Annotated in this window: 23 protein-coding genes; 13 read left to right on the top strand and 10 right to left on the bottom strand. The window is 58.7% G+C overall.

Translation table 11 applies throughout. From position 1 onward, the window contains the following. Positions 1 to 149 precede the first annotated feature (149 nt). The 7 genes from ACN0VH_RS13710 to ACN0VH_RS13680 all read left to right on the top strand — a co-directional run bounded on the left by ACN0VH_RS13710 (position 150) and on the right by ACN0VH_RS13680 (position 8,793). Positions 150 to 656 carry a TRAP transporter small permease gene (locus ACN0VH_RS13710; RefSeq protein ID WP_278923106.1) on the top strand — a complete coding sequence of 169 codons (507 nt, stop codon included), beginning with the start codon at positions 150 to 152 and terminating at the stop codon, positions 654 to 656. Continuing rightward, complete coding sequence (locus ACN0VH_RS13705; RefSeq protein ID WP_278923105.1) at positions 653 to 1,939, top strand: TRAP transporter large permease; 1,287 nt, start codon at positions 653 to 655, stop codon at positions 1,937 to 1,939. The genes ACN0VH_RS13710 and ACN0VH_RS13705 overlap by 4 nt, the downstream gene beginning before the upstream one ends. A gap of 28 nt (positions 1,940 to 1,967) precedes the next feature. Further along, positions 1,968 to 3,005 (top strand): TRAP transporter substrate-binding protein, encoded by a 1,038-nt coding sequence (locus ACN0VH_RS13700; RefSeq protein ID WP_278923104.1) that lies wholly within the window; start codon positions 1,968 to 1,970, stop codon positions 3,003 to 3,005. A gap of 60 nt (positions 3,006 to 3,065) precedes the next feature. Next, complete coding sequence (locus ACN0VH_RS13695) at positions 3,066 to 4,532, top strand: M81 family metallopeptidase (RefSeq protein WP_417700885.1); 1,467 nt, start codon at positions 3,066 to 3,068, stop codon at positions 4,530 to 4,532. Then, positions 4,532 to 5,584, top strand: a complete 1,053-nt coding sequence (locus ACN0VH_RS13690; protein ID WP_278923102.1) for a D-TA family PLP-dependent enzyme — start codon at positions 4,532 to 4,534, stop codon at positions 5,582 to 5,584. The genes ACN0VH_RS13695 and ACN0VH_RS13690 overlap by 1 nt, the downstream gene beginning before the upstream one ends. 58 nt (positions 5,585 to 5,642) lie before the next feature. Then, entirely contained in the window at positions 5,643 to 6,044 is a 402-nt protein-coding gene (locus tag ACN0VH_RS13685; protein WP_417700884.1) for a RidA family protein, read from the top strand. Positions 6,045 to 6,561: 517 nt separating this feature from the next. Next, a complete protein-coding gene (locus tag ACN0VH_RS13680) occupies positions 6,562 to 8,793 on the top strand; it encodes a histidine kinase N-terminal 7TM domain-containing protein (RefSeq protein ID WP_278923100.1) in 2,232 nt (743 codons plus the stop codon). Between the two features lie 166 nt (positions 8,794 to 8,959). Here the strand turns inward: ACN0VH_RS13680 and ACN0VH_RS13675 are convergent, their stop codons facing one another. The 5 genes from ACN0VH_RS13675 to dctP all read right to left on the bottom strand — a co-directional run bounded on the left by ACN0VH_RS13675 (position 8,960) and on the right by dctP (position 14,702). Beyond that, positions 8,960 to 10,477, bottom strand: coding sequence for a malonate--CoA ligase (locus tag ACN0VH_RS13675; protein WP_417700883.1), 1,518 nt, complete (start codon positions 10,475 to 10,477; stop codon positions 8,960 to 8,962). Between the two features lie 13 nt (positions 10,478 to 10,490). Then, positions 10,491 to 11,738, bottom strand: coding sequence for a malonyl-CoA decarboxylase (locus ACN0VH_RS13670; RefSeq protein ID WP_417700882.1), 1,248 nt, complete (start codon positions 11,736 to 11,738; stop codon positions 10,491 to 10,493). Beyond that, positions 11,735 to 13,051, bottom strand: coding sequence for a TRAP transporter large permease (locus ACN0VH_RS13665; protein WP_278923097.1), 1,317 nt, complete (start codon positions 13,049 to 13,051; stop codon positions 11,735 to 11,737). Before ACN0VH_RS13665 ends, ACN0VH_RS13670 begins: the two co-directional genes overlap by 4 nt. A 5-nt stretch (positions 13,052 to 13,056) precedes the next feature. Beyond that, entirely contained in the window at positions 13,057 to 13,602 is a 546-nt protein-coding gene (locus ACN0VH_RS13660) for a TRAP transporter small permease (protein ID WP_278923096.1), read from the bottom strand. Between the two features lie 113 nt (positions 13,603 to 13,715). Continuing rightward, a complete protein-coding gene (gene dctP / locus ACN0VH_RS13655; protein WP_417700881.1) occupies positions 13,716 to 14,702 on the bottom strand; it encodes a TRAP transporter substrate-binding protein DctP in 987 nt (328 codons plus the stop codon). Positions 14,703 to 14,840: 138 nt separating this feature from the next. On the opposite strand from dctP, the gene ACN0VH_RS13650 reads away from it, so the two are divergent. Continuing rightward, positions 14,841 to 15,494, top strand: a complete 654-nt coding sequence (locus ACN0VH_RS13650) for a GntR family transcriptional regulator (protein WP_417700880.1) — start codon at positions 14,841 to 14,843, stop codon at positions 15,492 to 15,494. Between the two features lie 97 nt (positions 15,495 to 15,591). On the opposite strand, the gene ACN0VH_RS13645 is transcribed toward ACN0VH_RS13650, so the two are convergent. Genes ACN0VH_RS13645 through ACN0VH_RS13630 form a run of 4 tightly spaced genes read right to left on the bottom strand, consistent with a single transcriptional unit; the run spans position 15,592 to position 18,780 of the window. Further along, on the bottom strand, positions 15,592 to 16,371 hold the full coding sequence (locus ACN0VH_RS13645) for an ABC transporter permease (RefSeq protein WP_278923093.1): 780 nt from the start codon (positions 16,369 to 16,371) through the stop codon (positions 15,592 to 15,594). Further along, positions 16,368 to 17,120 (bottom strand): ABC transporter permease, encoded by a 753-nt coding sequence (locus ACN0VH_RS13640; RefSeq protein WP_417700879.1) that lies wholly within the window; start codon positions 17,118 to 17,120, stop codon positions 16,368 to 16,370. Before ACN0VH_RS13640 ends, ACN0VH_RS13645 begins: the two co-directional genes overlap by 4 nt. A gap of 8 nt (positions 17,121 to 17,128) precedes the next feature. Continuing rightward, positions 17,129 to 17,899 carry a transporter substrate-binding domain-containing protein gene (locus ACN0VH_RS13635; protein ID WP_278923091.1) on the bottom strand — a complete coding sequence of 257 codons (771 nt, stop codon included), beginning with the start codon at positions 17,897 to 17,899 and terminating at the stop codon, positions 17,129 to 17,131. Positions 17,900 to 17,940: 41 nt separating this feature from the next. Further along, positions 17,941 to 18,780, bottom strand: coding sequence for an ABC transporter ATP-binding protein (locus ACN0VH_RS13630; protein ID WP_417700878.1), 840 nt, complete (start codon positions 18,778 to 18,780; stop codon positions 17,941 to 17,943). A 92-nt stretch (positions 18,781 to 18,872) separates the two neighbouring features. Between ACN0VH_RS13630 and ACN0VH_RS13625 the strand changes: the two genes are divergently transcribed. The 3 genes from ACN0VH_RS13625 to ACN0VH_RS13615 all read left to right on the top strand — a co-directional run bounded on the left by ACN0VH_RS13625 (position 18,873) and on the right by ACN0VH_RS13615 (position 21,277). Beyond that, the gene (locus ACN0VH_RS13625) at positions 18,873 to 19,505 is read left to right on the top strand and encodes a TetR/AcrR family transcriptional regulator (protein ID WP_417700877.1); all 633 of its coding nucleotides are present in this window, start codon (positions 18,873 to 18,875) and stop codon (positions 19,503 to 19,505) included. A gap of 323 nt (positions 19,506 to 19,828) precedes the next feature. Beyond that, entirely contained in the window at positions 19,829 to 20,449 is a 621-nt protein-coding gene (rpsD, locus tag ACN0VH_RS13620) for a 30S ribosomal protein S4 (RefSeq protein WP_278923088.1), read from the top strand. Between the two features lie 255 nt (positions 20,450 to 20,704). After that, positions 20,705 to 21,277: a PA14 domain-containing protein gene (locus tag ACN0VH_RS13615; RefSeq protein WP_278923087.1), complete on the top strand. Its 573-nt coding sequence runs from the start codon at positions 20,705 to 20,707 to the stop codon at positions 21,275 to 21,277. Between the two features lie 51 nt (positions 21,278 to 21,328). Here the strand turns inward: ACN0VH_RS13615 and ACN0VH_RS13610 are convergent, their stop codons facing one another. Continuing rightward, the gene (locus ACN0VH_RS13610) at positions 21,329 to 21,790 is read right to left on the bottom strand and encodes an Lrp/AsnC family transcriptional regulator (protein ID WP_278923086.1); all 462 of its coding nucleotides are present in this window, start codon (positions 21,788 to 21,790) and stop codon (positions 21,329 to 21,331) included. Positions 21,791 to 21,897: 107 nt separating this feature from the next. Between ACN0VH_RS13610 and ACN0VH_RS13605 the strand changes: the two genes are divergently transcribed. Then, entirely contained in the window at positions 21,898 to 23,349 is a 1,452-nt protein-coding gene (locus tag ACN0VH_RS13605; RefSeq protein WP_278923085.1) for an aminotransferase class V-fold PLP-dependent enzyme, read from the top strand. Between the two features lie 95 nt (positions 23,350 to 23,444). Further along, complete coding sequence (locus ACN0VH_RS13600; RefSeq protein WP_417700876.1) at positions 23,445 to 25,100, top strand: peptidoglycan-binding protein; 1,656 nt, start codon at positions 23,445 to 23,447, stop codon at positions 25,098 to 25,100. The last annotated feature ends 61 nt before the right edge of the window (positions 25,101 to 25,161 follow it).

Below are 25,161 nucleotides of genomic sequence, written 5' to 3'. Positions count from 1 at the left end.
TACCTTAGATACGCTTTAGGACACATAAGTACAGGAGAAGCAAGAATTTCAGCGCCATTATGTATCTTAGTAACGAATTTTGTTGATTTTGCGGCTCGATTTGCAGAAGTTGTATCTGAGGTACAAATGAGATTCGGGGGAGACGCATCGTGAAATCTTGGGCTGAAAAAGCCAGCGCAGGGGTCAATTCGGTTGTTGAGGGCATCGTGGCCTGCCTGATGCTGGCGCTGGTCCTGGACGTTTGGCTGGGGGTCGTGGACCGGTATTATTTCCATTGGCAGCTGCCCTGGCCGGAAGAATTTGCCCGCTATTTGATGATCTGGGCGGCGATGCTGGGGGTGTCTTGCGGCGTTGCCGGGCGCGAACATATCGGCCTGACGGCCTTTATTGATCAATTGCCCAAACCGCTACGTCGCGCCAGCCTGGTTGCGATGGATCTGCTGGCGCTGGCGCTTTTCCTATATGTTCTGTGGTTCGGCATTGCCTTTGCCAATGGGGGGGCAACCCGGCAGGCAGCGATCTTTGGCACCAGCCTGCGCCCTTATTACGCTGCAATCCCTGTTTCGGCGGCTATTGCTTCGCTACAGCTGATTTTGGTCTTGCTGCGCGATCTTGGCACCCATGGGGAACCCATGTTTGAAGAGGATGCGGTATGATCTGGGTTCTGGCGACATTCATTTTGCTGATCCTGTTTGGCATGCCCATCGGCTTTGCCATCGGCCTGGCCGGGGTGGTCGGTCTGATCGATCTTGGCGGGGCGCAGTTTCTGGCCGTCGGTCCGTCCAAGATCTTCAACGGGCTGAACGTCTTTCCCTTCCTGGCGATGCCGTTCTTTATCCTTGCCGGTGAAGTCATGAACGACACGGGTATCACCAACCGGCTGGTGGGGCTGGCGCGGGTGCTGGTAGGGCGGTTCCGGGGCGGTCTGGCGCATACCAATATGCTGGCCTCGGTGTTTTTTGCCGGGCTGACCGGATCGGCGACGGCAGATGCGGCCGCCTTTGGCCGCACGCTGGTGCCGGCAATGGTGAAAGAGGGCTATAGCCGGGACTATGCCTGCGCTGTCACCGCTGCTGGCTCTATCATCGGGCCAACCATTCCGCCCTCTGGGTTGATGGTGGTCTATGGCTCGCTGATGGGGGTCTCTATTGCCGGGCTGTTTGCGGCAGGGTTGCTGCCGGGGCTGGTGATCTGCCTGGTCTGCATGGCGGTCATCGCCATTGGCGGCAACCGTGAGAACCTGCCCAAGGCGCTGCGCGGCGCGTCGCTGCGAGAGGTCTGGCAGACCTTTGTCTCTTCGCTGACGGCGCTGGCGATGCCAGTGATCATTCTGGGCGGTATCCTGGGCGGCGTGGTGACACCTACCGAGGCGGCCTCTATTGCTGTGGGCTATGCGCTGTTCATCGGCACCTTTGTCTACCGCACCCTGACCTGGCGCAGCCTCTATGGCATGCTGGTACGGACCGGGCGTATTACCGGGGTGATCTTTGTCATCATCGCCTTTGCCGGCATTCTTGGCTGGTGGATGAGCTTTGAGCGCATCCCGCAGATGATCGCTGAAGGCGTGCTGAGCCTGTCGGACAACCGTTACATCGTGATTGCAATTATCATCTGCCTGTTGCTGATCATTGGCATGGTGATGGATATCACCGCGATCCTGATCATTCTTGCGCCGGTTCTGGTGCCCTTGACCGAACAGGTCGGACTAGAGCCGATCCACGCCGGGATCATCTTTGTGCTGGCGTTGAACATATCCTTGATGACGCCGCCGGTGGGGGCCTGCCTCTTTGTGCTGGCCTCGGTTACGGGGGAGAAGCTCGAACGGATCTCGATCAAGCTGTTTCCGTTCTTGATCGCCGAGGTGGCTGTTCTTTTCATCTTTGCGTTCTGGGAGGACGCGGCGCTCTGGCTGCCGCGCCTGCTGGGATTTGCCCAATAATCGTTTCATATCAATTGGAGGAAATAACATGAAACATCTTGCAACCTGTGCCGCCCTGGCTGGCCTGATGACAGCATCTGCGGCCTTTGCCGACAGCACCATCAAGTTTGGCCACGACAACAAGGCCGATCCATTCGAGAACCCGGCCCATGCCTGTACTGCCGTGTTTTCCAACATTCTGGAATCGGGCACCAATGGCAGTGTCGAGGTTGAGGTCTTTGGCTCCAACCAGCTGGGCTCTGCCTCGGAGCATGTGCAGCAGGTGCGGGATGGAATTTTGCAGGCAACGCTGACCTCGACCGGCGCGCTGGCCAGCTATTATCCACGTATCGATGTGCTGAACATGCCTTTCGCCTTTGCCGATAACAGCGCGACATATGAACTGTTCGACGGCGCCTTTGGTGCCGCCCTTGCGCGTGACATCGAAGAAACACTGGGCGATGTTGTCGTGCTGGGCTTCCCCGATACCGGTGGGTTCTTTGCGGTGACCAATTCGGAACGCCCGATTGCCAAACTGGCAGATTTTGAAGGCGTCCGGGTGCGGACCATGTCCCTGCCGTCGCATCAGAAAATCATGCAGGCGCTGGGGGCCGAGGCCTATCCACTGGCCTGGGGAGAGGTCTACTCTGGCCTGCAAACCGGCGTGATCGACGGCCAGATGAACCCGGTGCCAATCATCTCTTTTGCGAATTTCGCCGAAGTGCAGAAATACATGACGCTGACCAACCACCTGTTTTCGCCCTACACGCTCATGATCAACCGGGCGTTCTACGAGGCGCTTTCTGATGATGAACGCACCGTACTGCATCATGCGGCGGAAAACTGTGTCACCGCCAGCCGCGGCATCAGCCGGATCATCGAAGCTTCGGATCGGGGTCTTGCGGGCCTGATGGAGCAGATGGAAGTGACCGCGCTCAACGCTGAGCAGCGCAGTGCCATGGCGGCAGCAACCCAGCCGGTGTTCGAGGCCCATGTGCAGGAAAACCTGGACGCCAAGGCCGGCGAACTGCTGGAGCTTCTGAAGGCCAATGTCGCCACTGCCAATGGCAGTGTTTATCTCAAGTAGTTGTGAAAATGCGGGCCGGGGGCGCAGTGTCGTCGGCCCCAAGAAAATAGGTTTTCCAAAATGCGTGTCTTTTGTGCGTCCGTTGCGACGGAATGCAATACCTTTTCGCCGCTGCGCGCTGATTTCACTGATTTCGCCCAGAGCTTTTACGCCGCTCCGGGGGAGCATCCGGAAACGCCAACCCTGTGCAGTGCGGTTTTTCCAGCGCTGCGCCGCCGGGCTGTTGCTGGCGAAATAGAGCTGATTGAAGGCACCGCGACCTGGGCCGAACCGGGGGGCATCGTCAATGCACCGACTTGGGACCGGCTGCGCGACGAAGTGCTGGATCAATTGCGCGCGGCGCTGCCGGTACAGGCGGTTGTCCTGGGGCTGCATGGTGCGATGATCGCCAGCAATTGCGTCGATTGTGAGGGGGTGCTGATCGAACAGGTGCGCCAGATCGTTGGGCCGGATGTCACCATCGGCGTCAGCTTTGATCCGCATAGCCATCTTAGCGACAGGCGTATCGATAACGCCGATATCATCACTGTTTTCAAAGAGTTTCCCCATACGGATTTTGTCGAAGCGGCAGAGGCCTGCGTTGAGCTGACACTGCGCGCGGCGCGCGGCGAAATCACGCCTGTGCTGTCGGTTTTTGATGTGCGCATGATGGATGTGCTGCCCACCAGCCGTGACCCGATGCGCGGCTTTGTCGATAGGATGATCGCGCTTGAGACGCAGGGCGTGGCGCTGTCGATTTCGGCGATCCACGGGTTCATGGCGGGGGACTCTCCTGATCTTGGCGCCAAAATGATTGTCATAACCGACAATGATCGCGCCGCCGCAGACCAGCTGTCGCGGCGACTGGGGATGGAGCTGTTTTCCTTCCGGGGGGCGGCGCGGCCCGAATTCTTACCAGCTGACGAGGCGCTGCAACGCGCGGCTGCGGCCCCCAAAGGCCCGGTTGTTATTGCCGATGTCTGGGATAATCCAGGCGGCGGCGTGGCGGGGGACAGCACGCTTATCCTGCGGCAGGCGATGGCGCTGGGGCTGCGTGATATTGCCTTTGGCACCATTTGGGATCCGATGGCGGTCCGGCTGTGCCACGCGGCGGGCGAGGGGGGGCGGCTGAGCCTGCGGTTTGGTGGGAAGACCTCGCATTCGGCCGGTGATCCCGTCGATGGCGAGGTGCTGGTGAAACGGGTGCAAAAGGACGCGGTGCAGAGCTTTGGATCCTCGGTTGTGCCGTTGGGGGATTGCGCGGTGATCGAAATGGACGGGATCGAAATCGTGCTGAATTCAAACCGTGCCCAGGCCTTTTCGCCGGATCTGTTCACCGGCCTTGGTATTGACGCAGCTGCCCGCAAGATTCTGGTGGTCAAGTCGACCAACCACTTCCACGGGGCCTTTGCGCCACTGGCGGCTGATATTCTGTATGCGGCGGTTGATGGGCCCTATCCAAACGATCCGCGTACGAATGCCTATACCCGCGTGAACCGGAAGCTCTGGCCGATTGTTGACGCCCCGCATGAGGAAGAGGTGCTGTAATGTTTCCGGAAATTGACACGCCGGCGGTGCTGATCGATCTTGATATTGCCGAGGCAAATATCGACCGTTTCCAGGCGCATTGCGATGCCAAGGGGCTGCACTTGCGCCCGCATATCAAGACCCACAAACTGCCGCAGCTGGCGCGCAGGCAGATTGCGGCGGGGGCCATTGGCATCACCTGCCAAAAGATTTCCGAAGCCGAGGCGATGATCAGCGAAGGTGGCATCGAGGATCTGCTGCTGACCTATAATATCGTCGGCAAGGCCAAGCTGGCGCGCCTGCGCGCGCTGGCAGAGCGGGTGCGCCTCTCTGTGGTCTGCGACAATAGTCAGGTGGCACAGGGCCTGTCAGCGGCCTTTCAGGACGCACCAGGCCCGCTGGATGTGCTGGTTGAATGCGATACCGGTGCCGGGCGCTGTGGTGTCCTCTCGCCCAAAGCGGCGGCTGATCTTGCGGATGTCGTGAATGATCTGCCCGGTCTGCGCTTTGCCGGGCTGATGACCTACCCCCCGGTTGGCCACGAGGCAGAGGTGCAAGACTGGCTGGCCAATGCTATCGCCTTGATCGAAGCCCGCGGGCTGTCCGTGGGCGTTGTGTCAAATGGTGGCACACCGGGGATGTGGCAGGCGCAGGCCGTGCCTGCCACCACCGAATACCGCAGTGGCACCTATGTCTACAACGATCGCTCTCTGCAGGCGCGCGGGGTCTGCGGCTTTGCCGATTGCGCCCTGACGGTTTTGGCCACCGTGGTTTCGGTGCCCGCTGCGAACCGGGCAATCATCGACGCAGGATCCAAGGTGCTGACCTCTGACCTGCTTGGCCTGGAGGGGTTTGGCCATGTGCTGGGGCGCCCCGACATATCAGTCGCGGCCCTGTCAGAAGAACACGGTACGCTGAGCGCACAGGCCATTGGCCTGCAGGTGGGGGACCGGCTGCGCATTGTACCCAACCATGCCTGCGTTGTGACGAATATGCTGGATCAGATCGAACTGGTCCGCGGCACCACCCGCCTTGGCCCGGTGCCGGTCCTGGCCCGCGGCCAGGTCTGGTGAACGCCCGCGCCGCCCGCTTTCTTTCTCAACTTAGCTACACACAATCAGGAGTTTTAACATGAGCAACCCGGCCCTTCGCCGCTTTGATACCGCCGACGCCCAGGCCGGCGGCCAGAAACGCCCCTTCGCCAAGGCTGTCCGCGCCGGCGATTTTGTCTATATCTCGGGGCAGGTGCCTACCGTTGACGGCGAGGTCGTGACCGGTGGCATCGTTGCCCAGACAGAGCAGGTGGTCGTCAATGTCAAAGCCGCCCTGGCCCTGGCCGACTGCGACCTGAACGATGTCGTCAAGGTCAACTGCTGGCTGGATGATGCACGCGATTTTTCCTCTTTCAATGCGGTGTTCGAAAAGCACTTCATTGATCATCCGCCGACCCGGTCGACCGTACAGTCGCCGCTGATGGTCGATGCCAAGGTCGAAATCGACGTGATCGCATGGAAGCCTGTCGCGGCAGACTAAAAGCCGGTCCAAAGCTCTGCTGCGGCTTCGTAAAGGCGCCGCACAGGCCGCGGGGCTTTGGCACCATCCGCGCCGTTAAAACCTGGCGCAGCTTGCGGCCGGGGGCAGGCGTCAGACAGACCAGGCGATGGCAGCTATCTGTCTGGGGATCGTAGCAAAAGCGCGGATGTCGGCGCGCAAAGGCACCCGCAACTGGGCAGCTGCCATCAATTTATCGTAAAAACATTCTGGTCCAGGCCCCGGTCGCGGGGCCTGCGTTTCCCTTTGGGGCATGGTTCCTTCGGGTGGCGGCCAGGCCTTGGTGGGGAAATCCCGCTTACGGCCTGGATCAAGCCTGTCCTATTCTTGTCTCGCCATTTGCCGCAGCGTGATGAAATTTTACAATTTTCCACGCTGCCGACCGTCGATATTAATAGGTTTGCAATACATTTTCATCTTATTGGGGTAACAAATTCCGTATCGTTATGAGAGCAATAGTGGAGTTTATGAAACTTCAACCCGAATATCATGATCATCTATGACCTGCCTGAACAACCTTGAGGTAAACTTGGCCTCTGGCTCTGCAGCCGTCCTTTGGGTGGTCTGTTTCTTTGTCATGGTGGCGGTGGCGCGAAATAACCCCTTTGGGGGGCAGCCTGCTTTTGTTTTGACACTGGCTGCGATGCTGTGGTGGCTGTTCACTGTTGGCTTTGATCTGGCATCGCCCAGCGAAGGCTGCAAGATTGGCTGGTCTCTGGCGGCATGGCCGGGCATCATCTTGCTGCCCATCGCCTGGACCTTCTTTATTTTCGACTACACCCTGAACACCACGCAAGAGCGCCACCCGATCCGACTGTTTACCTATATCGGGCTGCCGGGATTGGTGAGTGTAATTGCCCTGACGAACAGCTGGACGCAGTTGCTCTATGGGCCGGATACCCATCTGGTGACCGAAGAGAGCAGCCACTATGTCGTCTTTGACCATGGGCCGATATTTTACCTGATTGCTTCCTGCCTGTACCTCTTCATCATGGCCACCCTCGGGGTGCTTTGCCTTGCCTTATTGAAATCAAAGAAGGTTATCCGTCCTTTCCTGAGCGCGTTGTTCGTTGTCACTGCTGCTCCGGTGGGCGCCAATCTGGCCTATATTGGCTGGGGGGTAACGCTGTTTGGCTTTGATCCGACGCCGTATACTTTTGCGGTTTCGCTGATCGCATTGAGCTGGCTGTTGCTGAACAATTCGATGATGGACACGGCGGCCCAGGGGCAGGCGCTGATTTTCTCTGCCACGCATGATCCGGTCTTGCTGGTGGATGGGCGCGGGCGGCTTGCGGATGCAAACCCTGCGGCGCGGGCTCTTTTTGGCCTGCACATGCCGGGGCTTGGGGACAGGATTGACCGCTTGCCGGGCATTGGGCCAGTGATAGAAGAGCTGATCCATACCAAGGTTCGCTGCGCGGCAGAACCAATACGGATTGGTCATCGCATCTTTGATCCGCGTGCCTTACCCATTGAAAGCCCGATCCAGACCACAACCTCGCTGCTGGGGTGGTCGGTTTCTCTTGTCGATATCACTGAAAGAGAGCGCACTGCCGAAGCCCTGCGCGCTGCCCTGGCCCAGGCCGAAGCTGCCAACCGGGCAAAGACGCATTTCCTGGCAAATGTCAGCCATGAGATCCGAACGCCATTGAACGGGGTGCTTGGCATGGCAACGGTGCTGAGCGAAACAAGGCTCGACGAGGAGCAGAAAGACTATCTGCAGGCGATTGAAGATTCCGGGCGCGTCTTGCTGTCGACAATCGGCGATGTGCTTGACCTGTCGAAGATCGAAGCTGGCAAAATGGAGCTGGAGAACAAACCCTTCCTGCTACGCGACGCTGTGAATGGCGCCTGCAATCTTTTCGCGGGGGTTGCCAAGGAAAAGAGCTTGCGGCTTAGCGTTATGGTCGATCCGGATTTGCCACAGACAATTGTTGCAGACGAATATCGCCTTCGCCAGGTTCTGCATAATCTGGTGTCGAACGCCGTCAAATTCACGCAGGATGGGGGCGTTACTATCATAGCAGAACCAACCGAGGGCGGCACGCTGCTGTTGCTTCGGGTCTGCGATACTGGGCCGGGTGTCCCGACGGCGGCGCGTGATACGATCTTTGAACCCTTCCAGCAGGCGGATGGCAGCGATGCCCGCAAATTTGGCGGTACGGGTCTGGGGCTTTCGATTTCAAGACAACTTTGCCAGGCGATGGGCGGCAGTCTGCAATTGGCTGCAGAAACGGATCAGGGGGAAACCTTTGAAATCAGATTGCCACTCCAGTCGGGGGCTGATCTGGTGGCAGGGCCAAGCCGTGGCGACGCGGCGTTGCCTCTTGGCTCTGATCTTCCCGAGCTTGCCGTTCTGGTGGTGGATGACAACAAGACAAACCGGCTGATCCTACAAAAATTCCTGGCTTCAACCGCCTGCCGGGTTGAAACCGCGGCCAGTGGCGGCGAGGCGGTGGATCTGGTTAGCAGATCGGCATTTGATGTGATCTTGATGGATATCCAGATGCCGGGGATGGATGGTGTCGAGGCCACCCAGAAGATCCGCTCTGTTGAACAGGCCAAGGAGCGCGATCCCAGTTTTATTGTCGCTGTGACAGCCAACGCAATGCCCAAGCAGATGGCCTATTACCGTGCCACGCATATGGACGACGTCCTGGCCAAGCCGGTCTCAAAACCACAGTTGCTGGCGATGATGCAGGGGGTCAGCCGTCGGGCCGTCCAAGTCTGACTGCATGGCATTTGCGTTGCCAAGGCCAACCTGCCTGAAAGCGACCGCAAGCTGGTTGGGAATGCCATCAGAAACCGCCCGGAGCAATTCTCCCTTCCCGAGGGTTGGCCTTCGCCCGGAAGGCCAACCCTGCTGGGTCTGCAATAATGTTATTGGCGCGCTGGCCCTAGGCCCCTGTGAACATTGATTGATAGCTGTCGCGTAGGATGTTCTTTTGTACTTTGCCCATCGTATTTCGGGGCAGCTCTTCCAGAACAACCAGCTTTTGCGGGTGCTTGAACCGGGCAAGCGACTGTTTCACCGCCGCCATGATGGCGTCAAGATCAGGGCTCTGGCCTGCTTCGGGGATGACGATGCCAACAACAGTTTCGCCAAAATCGGGATGCGGCACGCCGATAACGGCGCTTTCTAGCACGCCGGGCTGGTCATCCAGCACGAGTTCAATCTCTTTGGGGTAGATATTATAGCCGCCAGAGATGATCAGATCCTTGTTGCGGCCGACAATCTGCACATAGCCATCGGCATCAATGCTGCCCAGATCGCCGGTGATGAAGAACCCGTCGGCGCGCAGCTCTTCTGCGGTTTTCTCCGGCATCTGCCAGTAGCCCTTGAACACATTGGCACCACGCACCTCGATCTGGCCGACCTCGCCATCGGGCAGCGTGTTTCCGGTTGCCGGATCGGTGATCTTCAGTTCGACCCCAGGCAAGGGGAAGCCCACCGTGCCGGCGCGTCGCTCGCCCTCATAGGGGTTGGAGGTGTTCATGTTGGTTTCGGTCATGCCATAGCGCTCAAGGATCCGATGCCCGGTGCGACCCTCGAATTGGGCATGGGTTTCGCTCAAGAGCGGCGCAGAGCCGGAGATGAACAATCGCATATGCGCCGTCAGCGTGCCGGTGAAACGGCTGTCGCCCAACAGCCGGGTGTAGAAGGTCGGAACCCCCATCATCGTGGTGGCCTGGGGTAACATCTCGATGATCTGGTCCAGATTGAAACGGGGCAGAAAGATCATGCTTCCACCCGCCGCAAGAGTGATATTTGTCGCCACAAACAGCCCGTGTGTATGGAAAATCGGCAGGGCGTGCAGCAGCACATCCTCGGCTGTGAACCGCCAGTGTTCCACCAGGGTCTGGGCATTGGACAGCAGGTTTTCCTGCGTCAGCATCGCCCCTTTGGAACGCCCGGTTGTGCCAGAGGTATAGAGAAAGGCCGCCAGATCATCCCCGCCGCGCGCTACCGTTGCAAACTGCTTGGGGCTATTGTCTGCCAGGGCCATCAGGGATCCGGTGCCATCGTCATTCAAGGTTTCCAGTGTCGCGCCCAGAGAGGTGGCAATCGGCGTCAGGGCCGCTGCGCTGGTGCCACCACAGACAATCAGCGCAGCGCCGCTGTTTTCAATGAAATAGGTCAGCTCATCAACCGTGTAGGCGGTGTTGAGCGGCAGGAAGACCAGCCCGGACTGCACACAGGCCGCATAGAGCGCCAGCGCCTCGGGGGATTTTTCCACCTGAACAGCAACCCGATCACCGGGTTTCAGCCCGCTTTGCACCATGACATTGGCGATCTGCGCTGCCCGCGTGAGAAAGTCCTGATAGGTGACAATATCGCCATTTGACAGGTGTAAAAACGGTGCGGTCTTGCCAGCGTGGACCCCAAAAAGACTGTCATACAAAAGGTTTGCCATTGGATTGCCTTTCTTAGGCTTGCGATTGCGCGGCGGATTTTGCCAGCGCCTGAACTGCGGTCGAGGCCACGACCTCTTTGCCTGCGGCAAAGGCTTCGTGGTTTTGGGCGATATTTTTCAGATCGTATAGGTAATTTACCATTGCGCCGCCAGATTGGGCCTGCCCCTTTTGCGAGGTATCCGCATCGGCGTGCACCGCATGCACGATGGCACCATTGCCAAGGTGAAACCGCGCTACCGGGTCAAAGGGCGCACCGCCGCGCCCCTTTGCCGTCAGCAGGTAGTGCGCGGCGCGGGCCTGCATGTCCTGCGGCGTGGCGGGCTGCCAATCGGGGTCCTCCTGCGCGAGCCACTGCATCAATCCCGGAATGGGCGAGAGGGTGACAAAGGTGTCCAGCCCCGCCAGTTCTGCCGCCAGATCCGATGCAACCTGCTTGATCAGAGAATTGCCAAAGGAAATGCTGGCCAGCCCGGCCTGACAATTTGAGATCGAATAGAACACCGCCGTATCGGCATCTTCGGCGGGCAGGGGGGTGCGGTCTTCAGCCAGCAACATCTGGATAGATCCGGGAATGCCACGGGTCAGGGCCACCTCGACAAAGATCAGCGGCTCATCCGGCATTGCCGGGTGAAAAAAGGCAAAACAGCGCCGGTCGGCGGGTTGCAACCTGCGGCGCAGATCGTCCCAGCTGTGGATGGCGTGCACCGCCTCATAGGCGATGATCTTTTCCAGAATATATGCGGGGCTTTGCCAGTTGATCGGGCGCAGCACCAGAAAACCACGGTTGAACCAGGACGCAAAGAGATGGCGGAAATCCTGATCCAGTGCTTCCAGTTCTGGCATGCCCTTGCCCAGTCGCAACAGATCAGCTCGCATCCGCACCAGTGCCTCGGTGGTGCCGGGTATTCGGTTGATCCGGCGGATCAGCTCCTGACGGCGGGGCTCTGCTGCGGCCATAAAGGCCCGGTAACTGGCTTTGGAAGGATCCTGTTCATAGGCCGCCAGGGTGCTGCGCACCGCATCTGGGTCGATGTTCAGCGCGGTGGCGATATGGCGAAAAAACGCCAGCTTCTCATCATCATTCATTGCGGCGAAGCGCGATAGCAAATCCCCCGCCAGCGCCAGACCAGAGGTTTCGTCGGCCGAACCAACCAGGGCTTCGGCCAGGTCTTCGGCGGGGCGATCATCGCGTACCTGTCGCGCAGGCTGGCGATAGCGCCGTTCGAAAACGGTGGAAAGGAGATCGGCCAACAGGGTCATAGTGCTGCTCCCATTACATAGTTTGGTAACCAGGTGGCAATTCCGGGGAAAAGGCATAGCAGCACAATGGCCAGCACCATACAGGCCACAAAGGGCAGTGATCCCGTCAGGATGGTCTTGAGCGAGATATCAGGCGCAATGCCGTTGATCACATAGAGGTTCAGACCGACAGGCGGAGAGATCAGGCCGATTTCCATGTTTATGGTCAGCACCACGGCAAACCAGATCGGGTCAAATCCAGCGGTGTCGATGATCGGCAGCAGGATTGGCGCCGCCATCAGGATCACCGCGACCGGCGGCAGGAAGAAGCCGGCGATCAGCAGAAAGACATTCACTACCCCCATCAGGACCCAGCGGTTTACATCCAAGGTGCCGATCCATTCGGCAATCGACTGGGTGATGAACAGCGAGCTGAGCATATAGGAAAACACGCCGGCCGCCGCGATGATGAACAGAATCATCACGGATTCCTTGGTGCTGTCGCGCAGCACCACCCACAGATCCGCCGGATGCCACAGCTTGTAGATCACCATGGCGATCACCAGGCAGAGCAGGGCCCCGACAGCCGCTGTTTCAGATGGCGTGGCGATGCCGCCATACATGGCGTAAAGCACCCCAAGGATAATAGCGAGAAAGGGCAGGACGCGGGGCAGGATCTCAAATTTCTGTGCCCAGCTGTAGCTGCCCGCGCCCAGGCGCGCGGCATCACCCGATTTCCAGGTAGAGTAAAGTGACCAGGCCATGAACAGCCCCACCAGCATCAGCCCCGGCAGCACACCGGCAAGGAACAGCCGCCCGATAGAGGTTTCGGTTGCGATGCCATAGACGATCATGGTGACGGAGGGTGGGATCAGGATGCCCAGGGTGCCGCCCGCCGCGATCGACCCGGCGGCGACGCCATCGGGGTAGCCGCGTTTGCGCATCTCGGGGATGCCCATCTTGCCGATCGCCGCACAGGTTGCAGGCGACGACCCGGACATGGCCGCGAACAATGCGCAGGCACCGAGGTTGGAGACAACCAGCCCACCGGGCACCCGCGTCAGCCAGCGCTCCAGCGCCTCGTAAAGATCGGCACCGGCGCGGGTAGAGGCAATCGAGGCCCCCATGATGATGAACATCGGAATGGACAGCAGGGCAAAATTGTCCAGCTTGCCAAACAGCAGTTCGGGCATCAGTTCTAGCGAGCGTGCGCCATCAAATACCAATAGAAATCCGGCTGAGACGATCAACAGCCCGATAGCCACCGAAACGCCAGAGAATAGAACGAGGATCGTGACAATCGCCACAAGCCCGCCAAGCAAGAGAGGATCCAAGGGAGTTACTCCAGACCAAAGGGTTTTTCGATGCCGAGCAGCACAGCAACGAGGTCGGCGATAAGTTGCAGCAGGAACAGGCCAAAGCCGATGGGCAGGGCCAGATAGGGAATCCAGAGGCGCACGCCCCAAACGGTGTCTGATCGCCAGCCGCGTTCCCAGGCGAAATGCCAATACTCGGCGCCGTAAAACAGCATCAGCGCGACAATGGCGATCGACAGGCAAGAGGTCATGATGGCCATGACCAGGCGCGGGCGTGGTGGCAGTGACAGCGGGATCAGATCCACATTCACATGACCGCGCAGCCGCTGAACATAGGGCAGGCCAATCAGGGTGGCGGCGATGATCAGATAGATCACCGCTTCGGTCTGCCAGACGGTCGACCCGTTCAGCACGTAGCGGACAAAGATCATCTGACAGGTGATCGCCACGGCCGCGACGATCATGCCGGCGGCGCACCAGCCGGCGATGTTGGACAGCATCGCGACAAGGCGCAGAAACAAGTTGTTGCCGGATTGAGCAACGGGTACCGAGCTACCATGACCTGACATGATTGCTTCCCCCTTATATAGGTGTGTTTTTCGTCGTGCGGGGGCAGCATTTCACGGCTGCCCCCGACGAGATGAAAGCTATGTGCGCCCCAAAACAGGGTGCTCAGCGTTGGCTATTCGACAGCCAGCGCCAGATCGAGCAGGGCCTGCCCATCCGGAACTTCGGCGACGAATTTGGCATAGGATGTTTCCTGTGCCAGGGCGCGCCAGGCGGCAAAATCTTCGGCTGACATTTCAGCGATTTCAACACCTGCATCGCTGAACACCTTGGCTGAGGCCGCGTCTTGCATCTTGGCCTCTTCCAGATAGAAGGATTCGGCCTTTTCGGCTGCGGCACGCAGGGCGTTTTGCTGATCTTCGTTCAACCCGTCAAAGGTGCTCTTGTTCATCAGGACCGGCTGATACATGAACCACAGCGCCACATCGCCCGCCGGGGTGTAGCATTTCACCTGTTCATAGACCCGGTAGGATACAAAGGACGAAGACGATGTATTGGCGGCGTTCAACACCCCGGTCTGCATCGCGTTATAAATCTCGGATGAGGCCATAGAGGCAATCGAGGCCCCGGCGCCGGCCAGCATCTGTTCAAAGGCCTTGCCCGCCGCGCGGGTTTGCAGCCCTTTCACGTCGTCAGGGTGGGTGATGCATTTTTCAGTGCCGGCAAAGCCACCTGCCAGGTAGCCATGCACCAGCACCATAACATCATCCTCAGCCATCTTGGCCTCCAGGGCCTCCATGAAGGGGGATGCGCTGAGACGGGCGGCATGGTCGTGGTTCTTTACCAGCCCCGGCATCAGGGTCAGGTTATAGGCCGGCTGCTGTCCGCCCGCATAGCTGAGCGGCAGAACGGTCATGTCCAGCTGGCCGCGGCTAAGCGGCTTGTATTGCTCGCGCGGTTTGAACAGCGATTTGGAGCCAAAGATCTTGATGTTCAGATCGACATCGGCAGCCGCCACATCATCCGCGATCATCTGCGCAACTTGATGCCGGATATCCTTGTTCGACCACTGGTGCGACAGGCGCAATTCAGTTGCATTGGCCATGCTGGAAAGCGCCATCATCGCAACTGCGGCGCCGGTCATTAGCAAATTCTTTTTCATGTCATCCTCCCTAGGTGCCCATGATTTGAACTATGGGCTGACCATCGCAAGCATCGGTGAATGGCATTCAAAGTCAATCTTTTTGTATACAAGAAATAACATATTGCGCACAAATGCGCGACTTGCTACCTGTTTCATATGGGAATGAAGCGCGCAGATATTATTGCACAAGAACTGGAAGAGGCGGTTTTTTCTGGTGAATTCCAGGATGGAGACCGGCTGGATGAGATCAAGCTGGCGGCTCAGTTCAATGTGTCACGCACCCCCATTCGTGAGGCGCTGCAAAAACTGGTGAATTCAAACCTGGCGGAACAAATCCCACGGCGCGGGGTCTTTGTGCGCCAGCCCGGCCCGGTAGAGCTGATGGAAATGTTTGAAACCATGGCGGAGACAGAGGCCGTCTGCGGTCGCCTTGCCGCGATGCGCATTTCCGACACCGCCCTGGCAGAGCTGGAGGCCGCCAACCGCCGCTGCCAGGAGGCGATAGAGGCAGGCGATACCGATGGCTATTACCTTCATAATGAACGCTTTCACCACATCATCTACCATCAGGCGGGCAATGCCTATCTTGAATGTGAGGTGCTGAAACTGCATCGCCGTCTCAAACCTTATCGCCGGATGCAGCTGCGGGTGCGGGGCCGGATGGAGCAATCCATGACGGAGCACCTGGCGGTGGTTGCCGCCCTGCGCGCCGGAGATGCCACGGAAACTGCCAATATCCTGCGCGACCACATTGCGATCCAGGGCGAGAAATTTCACCATCTGATGGCCGGCCTCAAGATCGGTGCTTGACGGCCCTGCGGCTGTTCTGTGTGGCGGCAGTCTGGCATTGACCGCCGCCATATTGGGGGCTGGGCTTGGGGCGCTTGGGGCAACAGGCGGCAGCTGATTAGCGCCGCAACGTCGGCCCCATGTTTTCAAATCGTTTGAAGGCCAGGCCAATCAGTGCCGCGATGACCATATAGACCAGGGCGAGCAGCAAGAGTGGCTCGTAGACGATAAAGGTATCCGCGCGCACCCGTGAAGAGACGGCATAGATTTCAACCACGGTGATGGTGGCCACCAGCGGTGTCGCTTTGAGCTGCAGGATGGTTTCGCCGCCCAGGGTGGGCAAAACGTTGCGGATGGCCTGCGGCAGCCAGATGCGGCGGAACATGGTGAATCGCGGCATGCCAAAGGATTTCGCCGATTCCAGTTGCCCCTTGGCAACCCCGGAAAAGGCGCCACGCATCACTTCGCCCTCATAGCCGGCATAAGACAGGGTCAGCGCCAGCACCGCATAGGGCCAGGCCTGACGCAGATAGGGCCAGAGTTCGCTTGAGCGGATCCAGGGGAACTGCGGAAACAGCGATCCCAGCCCATAGTACAGCAGCCAGATCTGCAACAGCAGTGGCGTGCCGCGAATGACGGTACAAAAGATCCGTGCCGGGGCCGAAAGATACCAAGGCCCGATGGCCTGGGCCAGCCCAAGGGGCACCGCCAGTAAAAAGCCAAGCACGGTGGTGACTGCCAGGATCCAGAGCGTAGTCCAGAGCCCTTCGAGCGCGAGCGGCGCATATTTTGGCAACCAGTCCCAGCGCATCGACAGCGCGCACCACAGGACAAAAGCGGCAAACAGGGCCATCAGCACAAGGCGATGGGGCTGCATAAGAGACTTCAAACCAGTCATAGGCCCCCCTGTCTCAACGAAGGTTGGCCGCGGCGGGCCCATTTCTCGATGCGGGCAAAGACCACGCCAGAGCAAAGTGTCACCATCAGATATAGGCCGCCAGCAGCAAGGAAGAAGGTAAAGTATGAGCGGGTGCTGCTGGCAGCCTGCTTGGTTTCAAGCGTCAGTTCATTAAAACCGACAACCGCCAAAAGCGCCGTGTCCTTGGTTGCAATCAGCCACAGATTGGCCAGACCCGGCGTGGCAAAGGCCATCAGTGCCGGGACGGTCACCCGGCGCAGGGTCAGCAGGGCAGGCATGCCATAGGCGCGCGCCGCCTCGATCTGGCCGGGCGGGACCGCCTGAATGGCACCGCGCAGAATTTCGGTGGCATAGGCGCCCTGAACAATGCCCAGAACCCAGATGCCAGCTACCACGCCGCTGATCTCGACCCGGCCATAGCCCATGAACTGGGCCAGTTTGTTGATCAGGTCGGTGCCAACATAATAGAGGATCAGGATCAGCACCAATTCCGGTACTGCCCGAATAACGGTGGTATATATGGCGAGCAGATCCCGTAGAATTGGCCCGCCATATAGTTTGCCATAGGCCCCAAACAGCCCGATCACCAGCCCCATGCCAAAGGCCCCCAGCGCAATCTGGAGTGAATTTGCCAGACCGCGCAGCAGATTTGCGCCCCAGCCTGGGGAAGAGAGCGACAGCAAGGCCGCAGTCTCAGTGAGACCGAGCGTTTCGAGGATCAGTTCCAAGGGAAGCCTTATTCGCTGTAGATGCTGGCGTTGAAGAAGCGCGCGGTGATGGCCTCGTGTGTGCCATCTGCCAGAATGGCGGCAATCCCGCTGTTCAGCGCAGCCTGCAGATCTGCATCGCCCTTGCGGATGGCTGCCCCAACGCCAAGACCGAGGATGGCGGTGTCATTGGCAACGGCGCCCTTGATCTCGCAGCAGGCGCCCGCGTCAGAGCCGACAAAGTCGGCCATGGCGATGCTGTCCGCCTGGGTTGCGTCGATCCGCCCGGCAAAGAGATCCTGGTTGGCTTCATCCTGGGTCTGATAGACGCGGATTTCGGAATCCTTGAAGTATTCCTGGGCATAGGTCTGGTGGATGGTCGAGGCCTGAATGCCAACGATCTTACCTGCCAGCCCTTCGGGCGTGGGCGCGATATCCATGGATTTATCTGCCACGATCACCGCCGGAGTGTTGTAGTATGGGTTTGAAAAATCGATGGTTTTCAGGCGCTCTTCGGTGATCGACATGGATGCCATGATGGCGTCGATCTGCTGACCTGTAAGCGATGGAATGATGCCATCCCAGGCCACTGGCGTCAGCACGCAGTCCAGTTCTGCGGCGGCACAGACCGCATCAATCACTTCAATTTCCCAACCAACCCAGGTGCCGGAAGAATCCAGCGATGCAAAGGGCGGATAGGGTTCGGCGGCGATGCCGATCTTGACCTGATCAGCCTGGGCGGCACCAGCGGTGAGGGCCGCAAGCGACAGGCCTGCGGCCATAAGTGTTTTCAAAGACATTTGAGATCTCCCTGTTTTGGATTTGTTTTTCTTGTTTGTCGTTACGAGACGGACTGAAGGAACTGGCGCAGGCGATCGGATTTTGGATTGCCAAAAACCTCGGCCGGGGGGCCCTGTTCTTCGATCTGTCCTTGATACAGATAAACCACGTGATCAGCCACTTCGCGGGCAAAGCGCATCTCGTGGGTGACCAGCAACATTGTGCGCCCTTCGGCAGCCAGGTCGCGGATTACTGTCAAAACTTCGCCAACCAGTTCGGGATCAAGCGCGCTAGTAGGTTCATCAAACAGCATTACCGAAGGATCCACCGCCAAGGCGCGGGCAATCGCGGCGCGCTGCTGCTGGCCACCAGACAAAAAGGCCGGAAATGAATCTTCCTTGTTGGCCAGCCCGACGCGCTGCAACAGGGTACGGGCCTGGGCGATGGCCTCAGCTCGTGGTACCTTCAGCACATGGATTGGAACTTCGATGACGTTTTCCAGCAATGTGCGGTGGGTCCAAAGGTTGAAGGATTGAAACACCATTGCAAGGCGGGTGCGGATCCGCTCAATCTGGCGGCGGTTGGCGGGGCTGCCATCGGCGCGCATTTCGATTTCTTCGCCATCAATCACGATCTTACCAGCAGAGGGCGTTTCGAGGAAATTGATGCAGCGTAACATGGTCGATTTCCCCGAACCGCTGCCGCCGATGATGGCCACCACATCGCCCTGCTTGGCTGTGAGGGAGACCCCTTTGAGGACCTCTAGTGTGCCAAAGGATTTATGTAGCCCCTCAATTCGCACGGCGTCCTGTCCGGACGGGCCTTGCGCGGCAGAGGGGGGGCGGGTGCCGGGGGTCGCGGTGGCTGCGGGGTCGGGATCTGCGCTGGCAGCTGTTGGCATTGTCGGGCGTCCTTGGTTATTGGGGGTAGTAAGGCGTAGTTGGCTTAATTATGCAAGTGTATAATTAGATTGACGCCAGGGAGAGGGCAGGAATGCAGGAAGAGCGCCGAAAATTTACCCGCGAAAGCGCGGATGAACGCAAGCGGGCCTTGATCAACGCAACCCTGGAGCTGGTGGCGGACAAGGGGGTGCGCGGTGCAACCGTGCGTGGCATTGCCGAGCGGGCCCAAGTCACGCAGGGGCTGATAAGACACTATTTTTCCTCAAAAGAGGACCTGATAACCGCCGCTTTTGAATACCATATGACGCAGATGACGGACCAGACCTTTGCTCCGGCGGCTTCGGTCACGGACTCGGCGCGGGCGCGGCTGCGGGTTTTTGTGAAATCCTCGCTAGAGCCGCCAGTGGTGGACCCGCGCTCCATTGCGCTCTGGGCTGGGTTTCTGAACAAGGTGCAGCACGATGCGCAGATGAAGGCGACCCACGCGCGCACCTATGTCTATTTTCGCGATCAGCTAGAGGCCTTGATTCGTGCCGCCTTGGAAGAGGCCGGAATCGCCGCAGCGCCGGAACGGTTGTACCAGCTGGCAACTGCCTGCAACGCCTTGATCGACGGGCTATGGATGGAAGGCGGCGCACTGCCCGAAGCCTTTGCCCCCGGCGAGCTGTCGCAGATCGGGCTGACCTCGGTTGGGGCGATCATCGGTTTGCCACTGGAACCGTAGTCTGCGCGACACTGTTCTGCCCGAACTGTTCAGACGGGGATGCCGAAAGTGCCGGGGCGGCAAAAACCGGGGGAAGCAGTGTTGACTCTGTCTCCGTTGCGCCTATAAGCGCCTCTTCATTGGTGTTGGTGGACCCCGCAAGGGGAAACCTGTCATAGGTGTGGATCTTCGGACCCAACCCTAAGAGGACAACGCCCTTCGAATGTTGCGGTGAACCCGGAGCAGGTTAGCATTTTGGCTGGCATGTGCGAAAGCAGATGCAGCTGAACAGTGACAACCGGTTTTGGCAGAGCCCGTAACGCCATTTATGAAGGAGAACAGCCGTGACTAAACGTACGTCTGCCAAGTATAAAATTGACCGCCGCATGGGCGAAAACATCTGGGGCCGCCCAAAGTCCCCAGTCAACCGTCGTGAATATGGCCCCGGCCAGCATGGTCAGCGCCGCAAGGGCAAGCTGTCCGATTTCGGTATTCAGTTGCGCGCCAAGCAGAAGCTGAAAGGCTACTACGGCGATATCACCGAGAAGCAGTTCCGTCGCGTTTACGCCGAAGCTGAGCGTGTAAAAGGCGATACCGGTGAAAACCTGATCGGCCTGCTGGAGCGCCGCCTGGATGCTGTCGTCTACCGTGCAAAATTCGTACCAACCATTTTTGCCGCACGCCAGTTCGTCAACCACGGTCACGTCACCGTGAACGGCCAGCGCGTGAACATCGCCTCTTACCGGGTGAAAGAAGGTGACGTAATCGCCGTGCGCGACAAGTCCAAGCAACTGGCTGTTCTGCTGGAAGCCGTCGCCCTGGCCGAGCGCGATGTGCCTGACTACATCGAAGCCGACCACTCCAAAATGACAGCCACATTCGTGCGCGCCCCCGGTCTGGCCGATGTGCCTTACCCCGTTGTTATGGAACCAAACCTGGTCGTGGAATTCTACGCCAAAAACTAATCCCGTCGCCCCTTTGGGCGCTGGATTGGACTGTTTTGCAAAGGGCTGCCTTCGGGTGGCCCTTTTTGCGTATTGCGCTTTGCTGACGCCCGGCGCGCTGCACGATTGAGCCAGATCAGCGCCTGTCACTGACAGGATGTGGTATAGTCATGATCCGACCCACGCGGAAAAGCAGTTGTCTTTTGCCGGGACTCGTCGCTACCGTATGGGAAATCGGCCGGGCCAGTTTGGTGTCGGGCAAAACGGGAGTGTAGAATGAAACGCCTTTTGACCAGTGCAATTGCCGCTATTGTTGTGACCTGTGCGACGGCGCTCAGTGCGGCACCGCTGAAATTGCAGCCTGCCAGTCCACAGCCCTCTGGCCTGCAGCCGGGGCTTTCGGTTCGCTACGCCTATCCGCATGATGTGAAAACGCTGGTGGATGCGTCATCTGCCTTGAAGATCAAGTCTGAGCGGGGGAGCCCATTAAGCGGGCTGGATTACCGCGATACCAATGAAGGCGACCTGACCCTGACCTCGAAGCGGGCCGAACATGTGGTGGCCGCAATCACGGGCTATGTGCATTTCGACACGCCCGGCATTCACAATATCGACTTTCTGACCAACGATGGGCTGCGCGCCAGAATCGGCGGCCAGGTAGTGGGCCAATTTGATGGGCGCCAGACCTGCGACACCACAATCATGAGCGAAGTTGAGGTGCCATCGGCTGGCTGGTATGATCTGGATATCCTGTATTTTCAACGCTATGGCACCGCCTGCCTGCATATGCGTATGGGGGCGGCGGGCAAGCGGGTCTCCTGGATGGCAAACAAGGCTTTTGGCCACTAGGCGTTTACGATCCTCTTTTCAGGCCCCACTCGGTGGTCTGAAAAGGCACTGCTATAGTGGCAGGGGGCGCGCCTCGGCAATGGTTTCCATCGCAAAATAAGAGGTGACGCTGTCCAGTTCGACGCCGCTGATCAGCCGTTGATAAACCCGATCATAGCTGGCCATATCCTGCGTCACCACCTTGAGTTGATAGTCGTAATCGCCGCCGATACGGTGGAAATCGACCACCTCGGGGATGGTCAGCACATGGCGGCGAAAGGTGTCGAGCCATTCAGCCGAATGGTGCCGTGTGCGCAGCATCACAAAGACCACCAGATCCAGACCAAGTTTGACCCGGTCCACCCGCATGCTGGCGCCCTTCAGCACGTTCTTGTCATTCAGCGCTTTCAAGCGGCGCCAGCAGGCGTTCTGCGACAGGCCTACGACCTCGGCCAGTTCGCGTTGGGACAGGCTGGCATCGCGTTGCAGGGCACGCAGGATGGACAGGTCTATTTGGTCTATATTCTTGCTCATACTAAGATCATATGACACATATTTTTCTGGTTTCAATGAAAAAGATAGGAAGTTTTCGCGGGTTTAACGTGGGAGATTATCTGAACAGATACTTTGGAGACTCGCGCATGACCCTGGCAATATTCAAGGAAGAGCTGCAGCAGGCGGCGGTGGACGGCAGCCTGGCACAGGGGGTGATCGGTGAGGGGGCGATGATCCCCGGTGCCAAGGGTGATGTTCCATTGGTCTATGCCGATTACGTGGCCTCGGGACGGGCGTTGCGCCAGGTCGAGGAATATATCGCCACGCAGGTTTTGCCCTATTATGCCAATTCCCATACCGAAGCATCTTTCTGCGGTGCCTATATGACCCAGCTGCGCCGTGCGGCCCGCGCGGAAATTGCCCGCCTGACCCAGGCAACAGAGCGCGACGCGGTGATTTTTGCAGGCGCCGGGGCGACAGCGGGTCTCAATCGGCTGGTGAGCCTGTTTGGCGTCAATGAGGCCCGCAACCCGGTGGTGTTTATTGGCCCGTATGAACATCATTCGAATATTCTGCCCTGGCGTGAAAGCCGGGCCAGGGTGGTGGAAATTCCCGAAGCGCCAGAGGGTGGCCTTGATCTGCAGGCGCTGCAGCAGGCCCTGTTGGATCACGCCAGCAGTGATTTGATCATTGGCAGCTTTTCCGCCGCCTCCAACGTGACTGGCATCCTGACCAATCCAGATGCGATAAGCTGCATGATACATGCAGTTGGTGGGCTGGTGGTCTGGGATTACGCCGGGGCCGGCCCCTATGTGCCGATTTCCATGGCGGGCGGTCAGGACGCAGCGGACAACCAGCCGAGCCTGGGTACCCATAAGGATGCGGTGGTGATTTCGCCGCATAAATTCGCCGGTGGGCCGGGGGCGTCCGGGGTGCTGATCGTCAATCGCGATGCGGTGCGGCGGCGCAGCCCATCCTGGCCCGGCGGTGGAACGGTTAGTTTTGTGTCGCCCTGGGGGCATGACTACAGCACGGATCTGGTTGCCCGCGAAGAAGCTGGCACCCCCAATGTAATTGGCGATATCCGCGCCGCCCTGGCCTTTCTGGTGAAAGAGGCGGTCGGCGCGGATGAGATCGCGGCCAAAGAGGCCCGCTTTGCCGCCATGGCGCGCGCCGGTTGGGGGGGGAATCCGCAGCTTACCCTGTTGGGCCACCCTTCGGCGCACCGGCTGCCGATCTTTTCTTTCACGGTGCGCGGGCGGTCTGGCGCACCTGTGCATCAGCAACTGTTCACCCGTATGTTAAGTGATCACTATGGTATCCAGGCCCGTGGCGGCTGTGCCTGTGCAGGCCCCTACGCCCATCGCCTGCTGGATATCGACGAGGCGGAATCCACCGCGCTGTTTGATGCGCTAAAGGCAGGCAGAGAATTGCAGAAACCCGGCTGGATACGGCTTAATTTTTCCTATCTGATGACAGAGGAAACGGCGCAATACATTATCGACAGCGTCAATGATTTGGCCCTGCGCGCCGAAAAACTGGCAGCCAGCTATGAAGCCGATCCCAAGACCGCCCGCTTTCAGCCCTTTGCCGCCTGAGGGGGAAAGCGGCAGTCAAATCACCCCTGACAGGGGTCTGAACCTGTGGCAGACTTTACCTCTGTTACCTTTGTTTATTAGTTCGGAGCCTTGTTATGGCAATAAAGTTGTCAGCCCCGGTTGGGGATAGCACCCGCATTACCAAACCTGATGCCAAGGCGGGTGAAGGGAAATTCAAACCGGTCAAAAACGCTGCCGCCGACGTAGAACTGGTGCGTTTGATGCTGAAGGCAAATGGCTTTGGCAGCATCAAGATCTCTGGGAAATGCGATGCCGGGCTGATCAAGGATATCCGCAGCTTTCAGAAAAAATCACTTGGTTTCAAGAAGCCGGACGGCATCGTCGACCCTGGCATGCGCACCTGGAAGGCGGGGTTGGCAAAGCTGCAGGCCATGATCGCCCAGGATCAGAAGGTCGCGGTCTATGAGGTCAAGGAAGACGGCAAGATCAAGCAGGTCGAGGTGGCAGAGTTTGAAGCCGCAGAAAAGGCGCTGCGGCATCAGATCCTGTCAAAGGCCAATATGATGCGGGGGCAGGCCGATACCTGGGTAGATTTTTGCAACGATGTGGAAAAGACCCGTCAGGCCGAAGAGGGCCTGATGATGGCAATTACCGAATTCACCATGTCGACGCTGAATGACGATACCGACCCGCCCTGGACACCGATCTTGAATGCACGCTCCGAAGCCTCATTTCTCAAGACACTGGCGAGCCAGTCCAAACCGGATTGGAAGAAGATCCAGAAACAGGATGCCAAGGCAACCAAGGCCTATAATTCCGGGCAAAAGGCCTTTGATAAGTTCATTAAGGCCCGTATCGGCACGGCGGGTAAGGCGGTCTTTACGCTGGAAATCGTGCGCGAGACCTCTTTTACTGTGATCGAGGTCTATGCCACGGCACGTCTGATGGCAACCAAGGGGATGGATCCGGTACGGGCCCATGCCATTGCAGCTGCCGGGACCGAAGCGATGAAATCCAGCGCGGGGCAATATGGCGAATACCTGGCTGGGAACAAGGTTACCTTTGACGGCGCTGCCAAGAAGGTCGTGCTGGACACCCTGTTTGCCGGAGCGGCGGGTGCGGCGGGGGGCAAGCTGGGCGGTGCGTTTCTGAAAGGCATCGCAGGAAAAGTGGCGGCGCAATTGCCGGCAAAGATGTTCCAGACCTTTTCGCAAAAGGCGCTGACCAAGTTCATGGAAAAGATGCTGACCACTGGCGTTGGCCAGGAAATGGTCAAAAATGCCGCCAAAGAGGCGATCATGCTGTTCAAGCCGTTGGTTGAAAAGGGCCGCGCCCCCAACCAGAAAGAGGTAACGGATGCTGTGGTCAAGATCCTGTCTGGCGGCATCATGACCTCGGGGCCGATGAAAAGCGTCTCCAGCTTTGGTGCAAGCTACATCTCCAAATCTCAGGGTTTTCTGGCGCAGAAACTGGTGCCCAGTGCCATGGATGGGATGGTAAAGAAGGATCTCGTCGCCAGATATGGTGCCGATGTAGTCGAAGAATTCTCCAAGAAACATGGGCCTGCGATCTATGCGGATGTGGCTGCGGCAGTACAGGACAAGGTCTTTGTTGCCTATGGCAACAAGGTGCTTGAAAGCTCGGATGGGACGCAGTCTGCCAAAGTCTTGCAAAAGATGATGGAGGAAACGCTGCGCAAAGACACCCAACTGCGCAAAGAACTGGCGAAGATGGTGAAAAAGCAGGCCGAGGCCAAGCTGGATAAAATGGCTGGGGCCAAAGCTAGATAACACCAGCGCAGTGATCACGGGCCGATGGAATTTTCGTGCCCTGTCCCGTGCGCGGTGCCGT

Origin of the sequence: Pseudophaeobacter sp., assembly GCF_048267565.1 — a bacterium.
GTDB classification, from domain to species: Bacteria; Pseudomonadota; Alphaproteobacteria; order Rhodobacterales; family Rhodobacteraceae; genus Pseudophaeobacter; species Pseudophaeobacter profundi.
The sequence above is the reverse complement of the archived record's forward strand: the minus strand, read 5'-3'. Positions and strand labels throughout refer to the sequence as shown.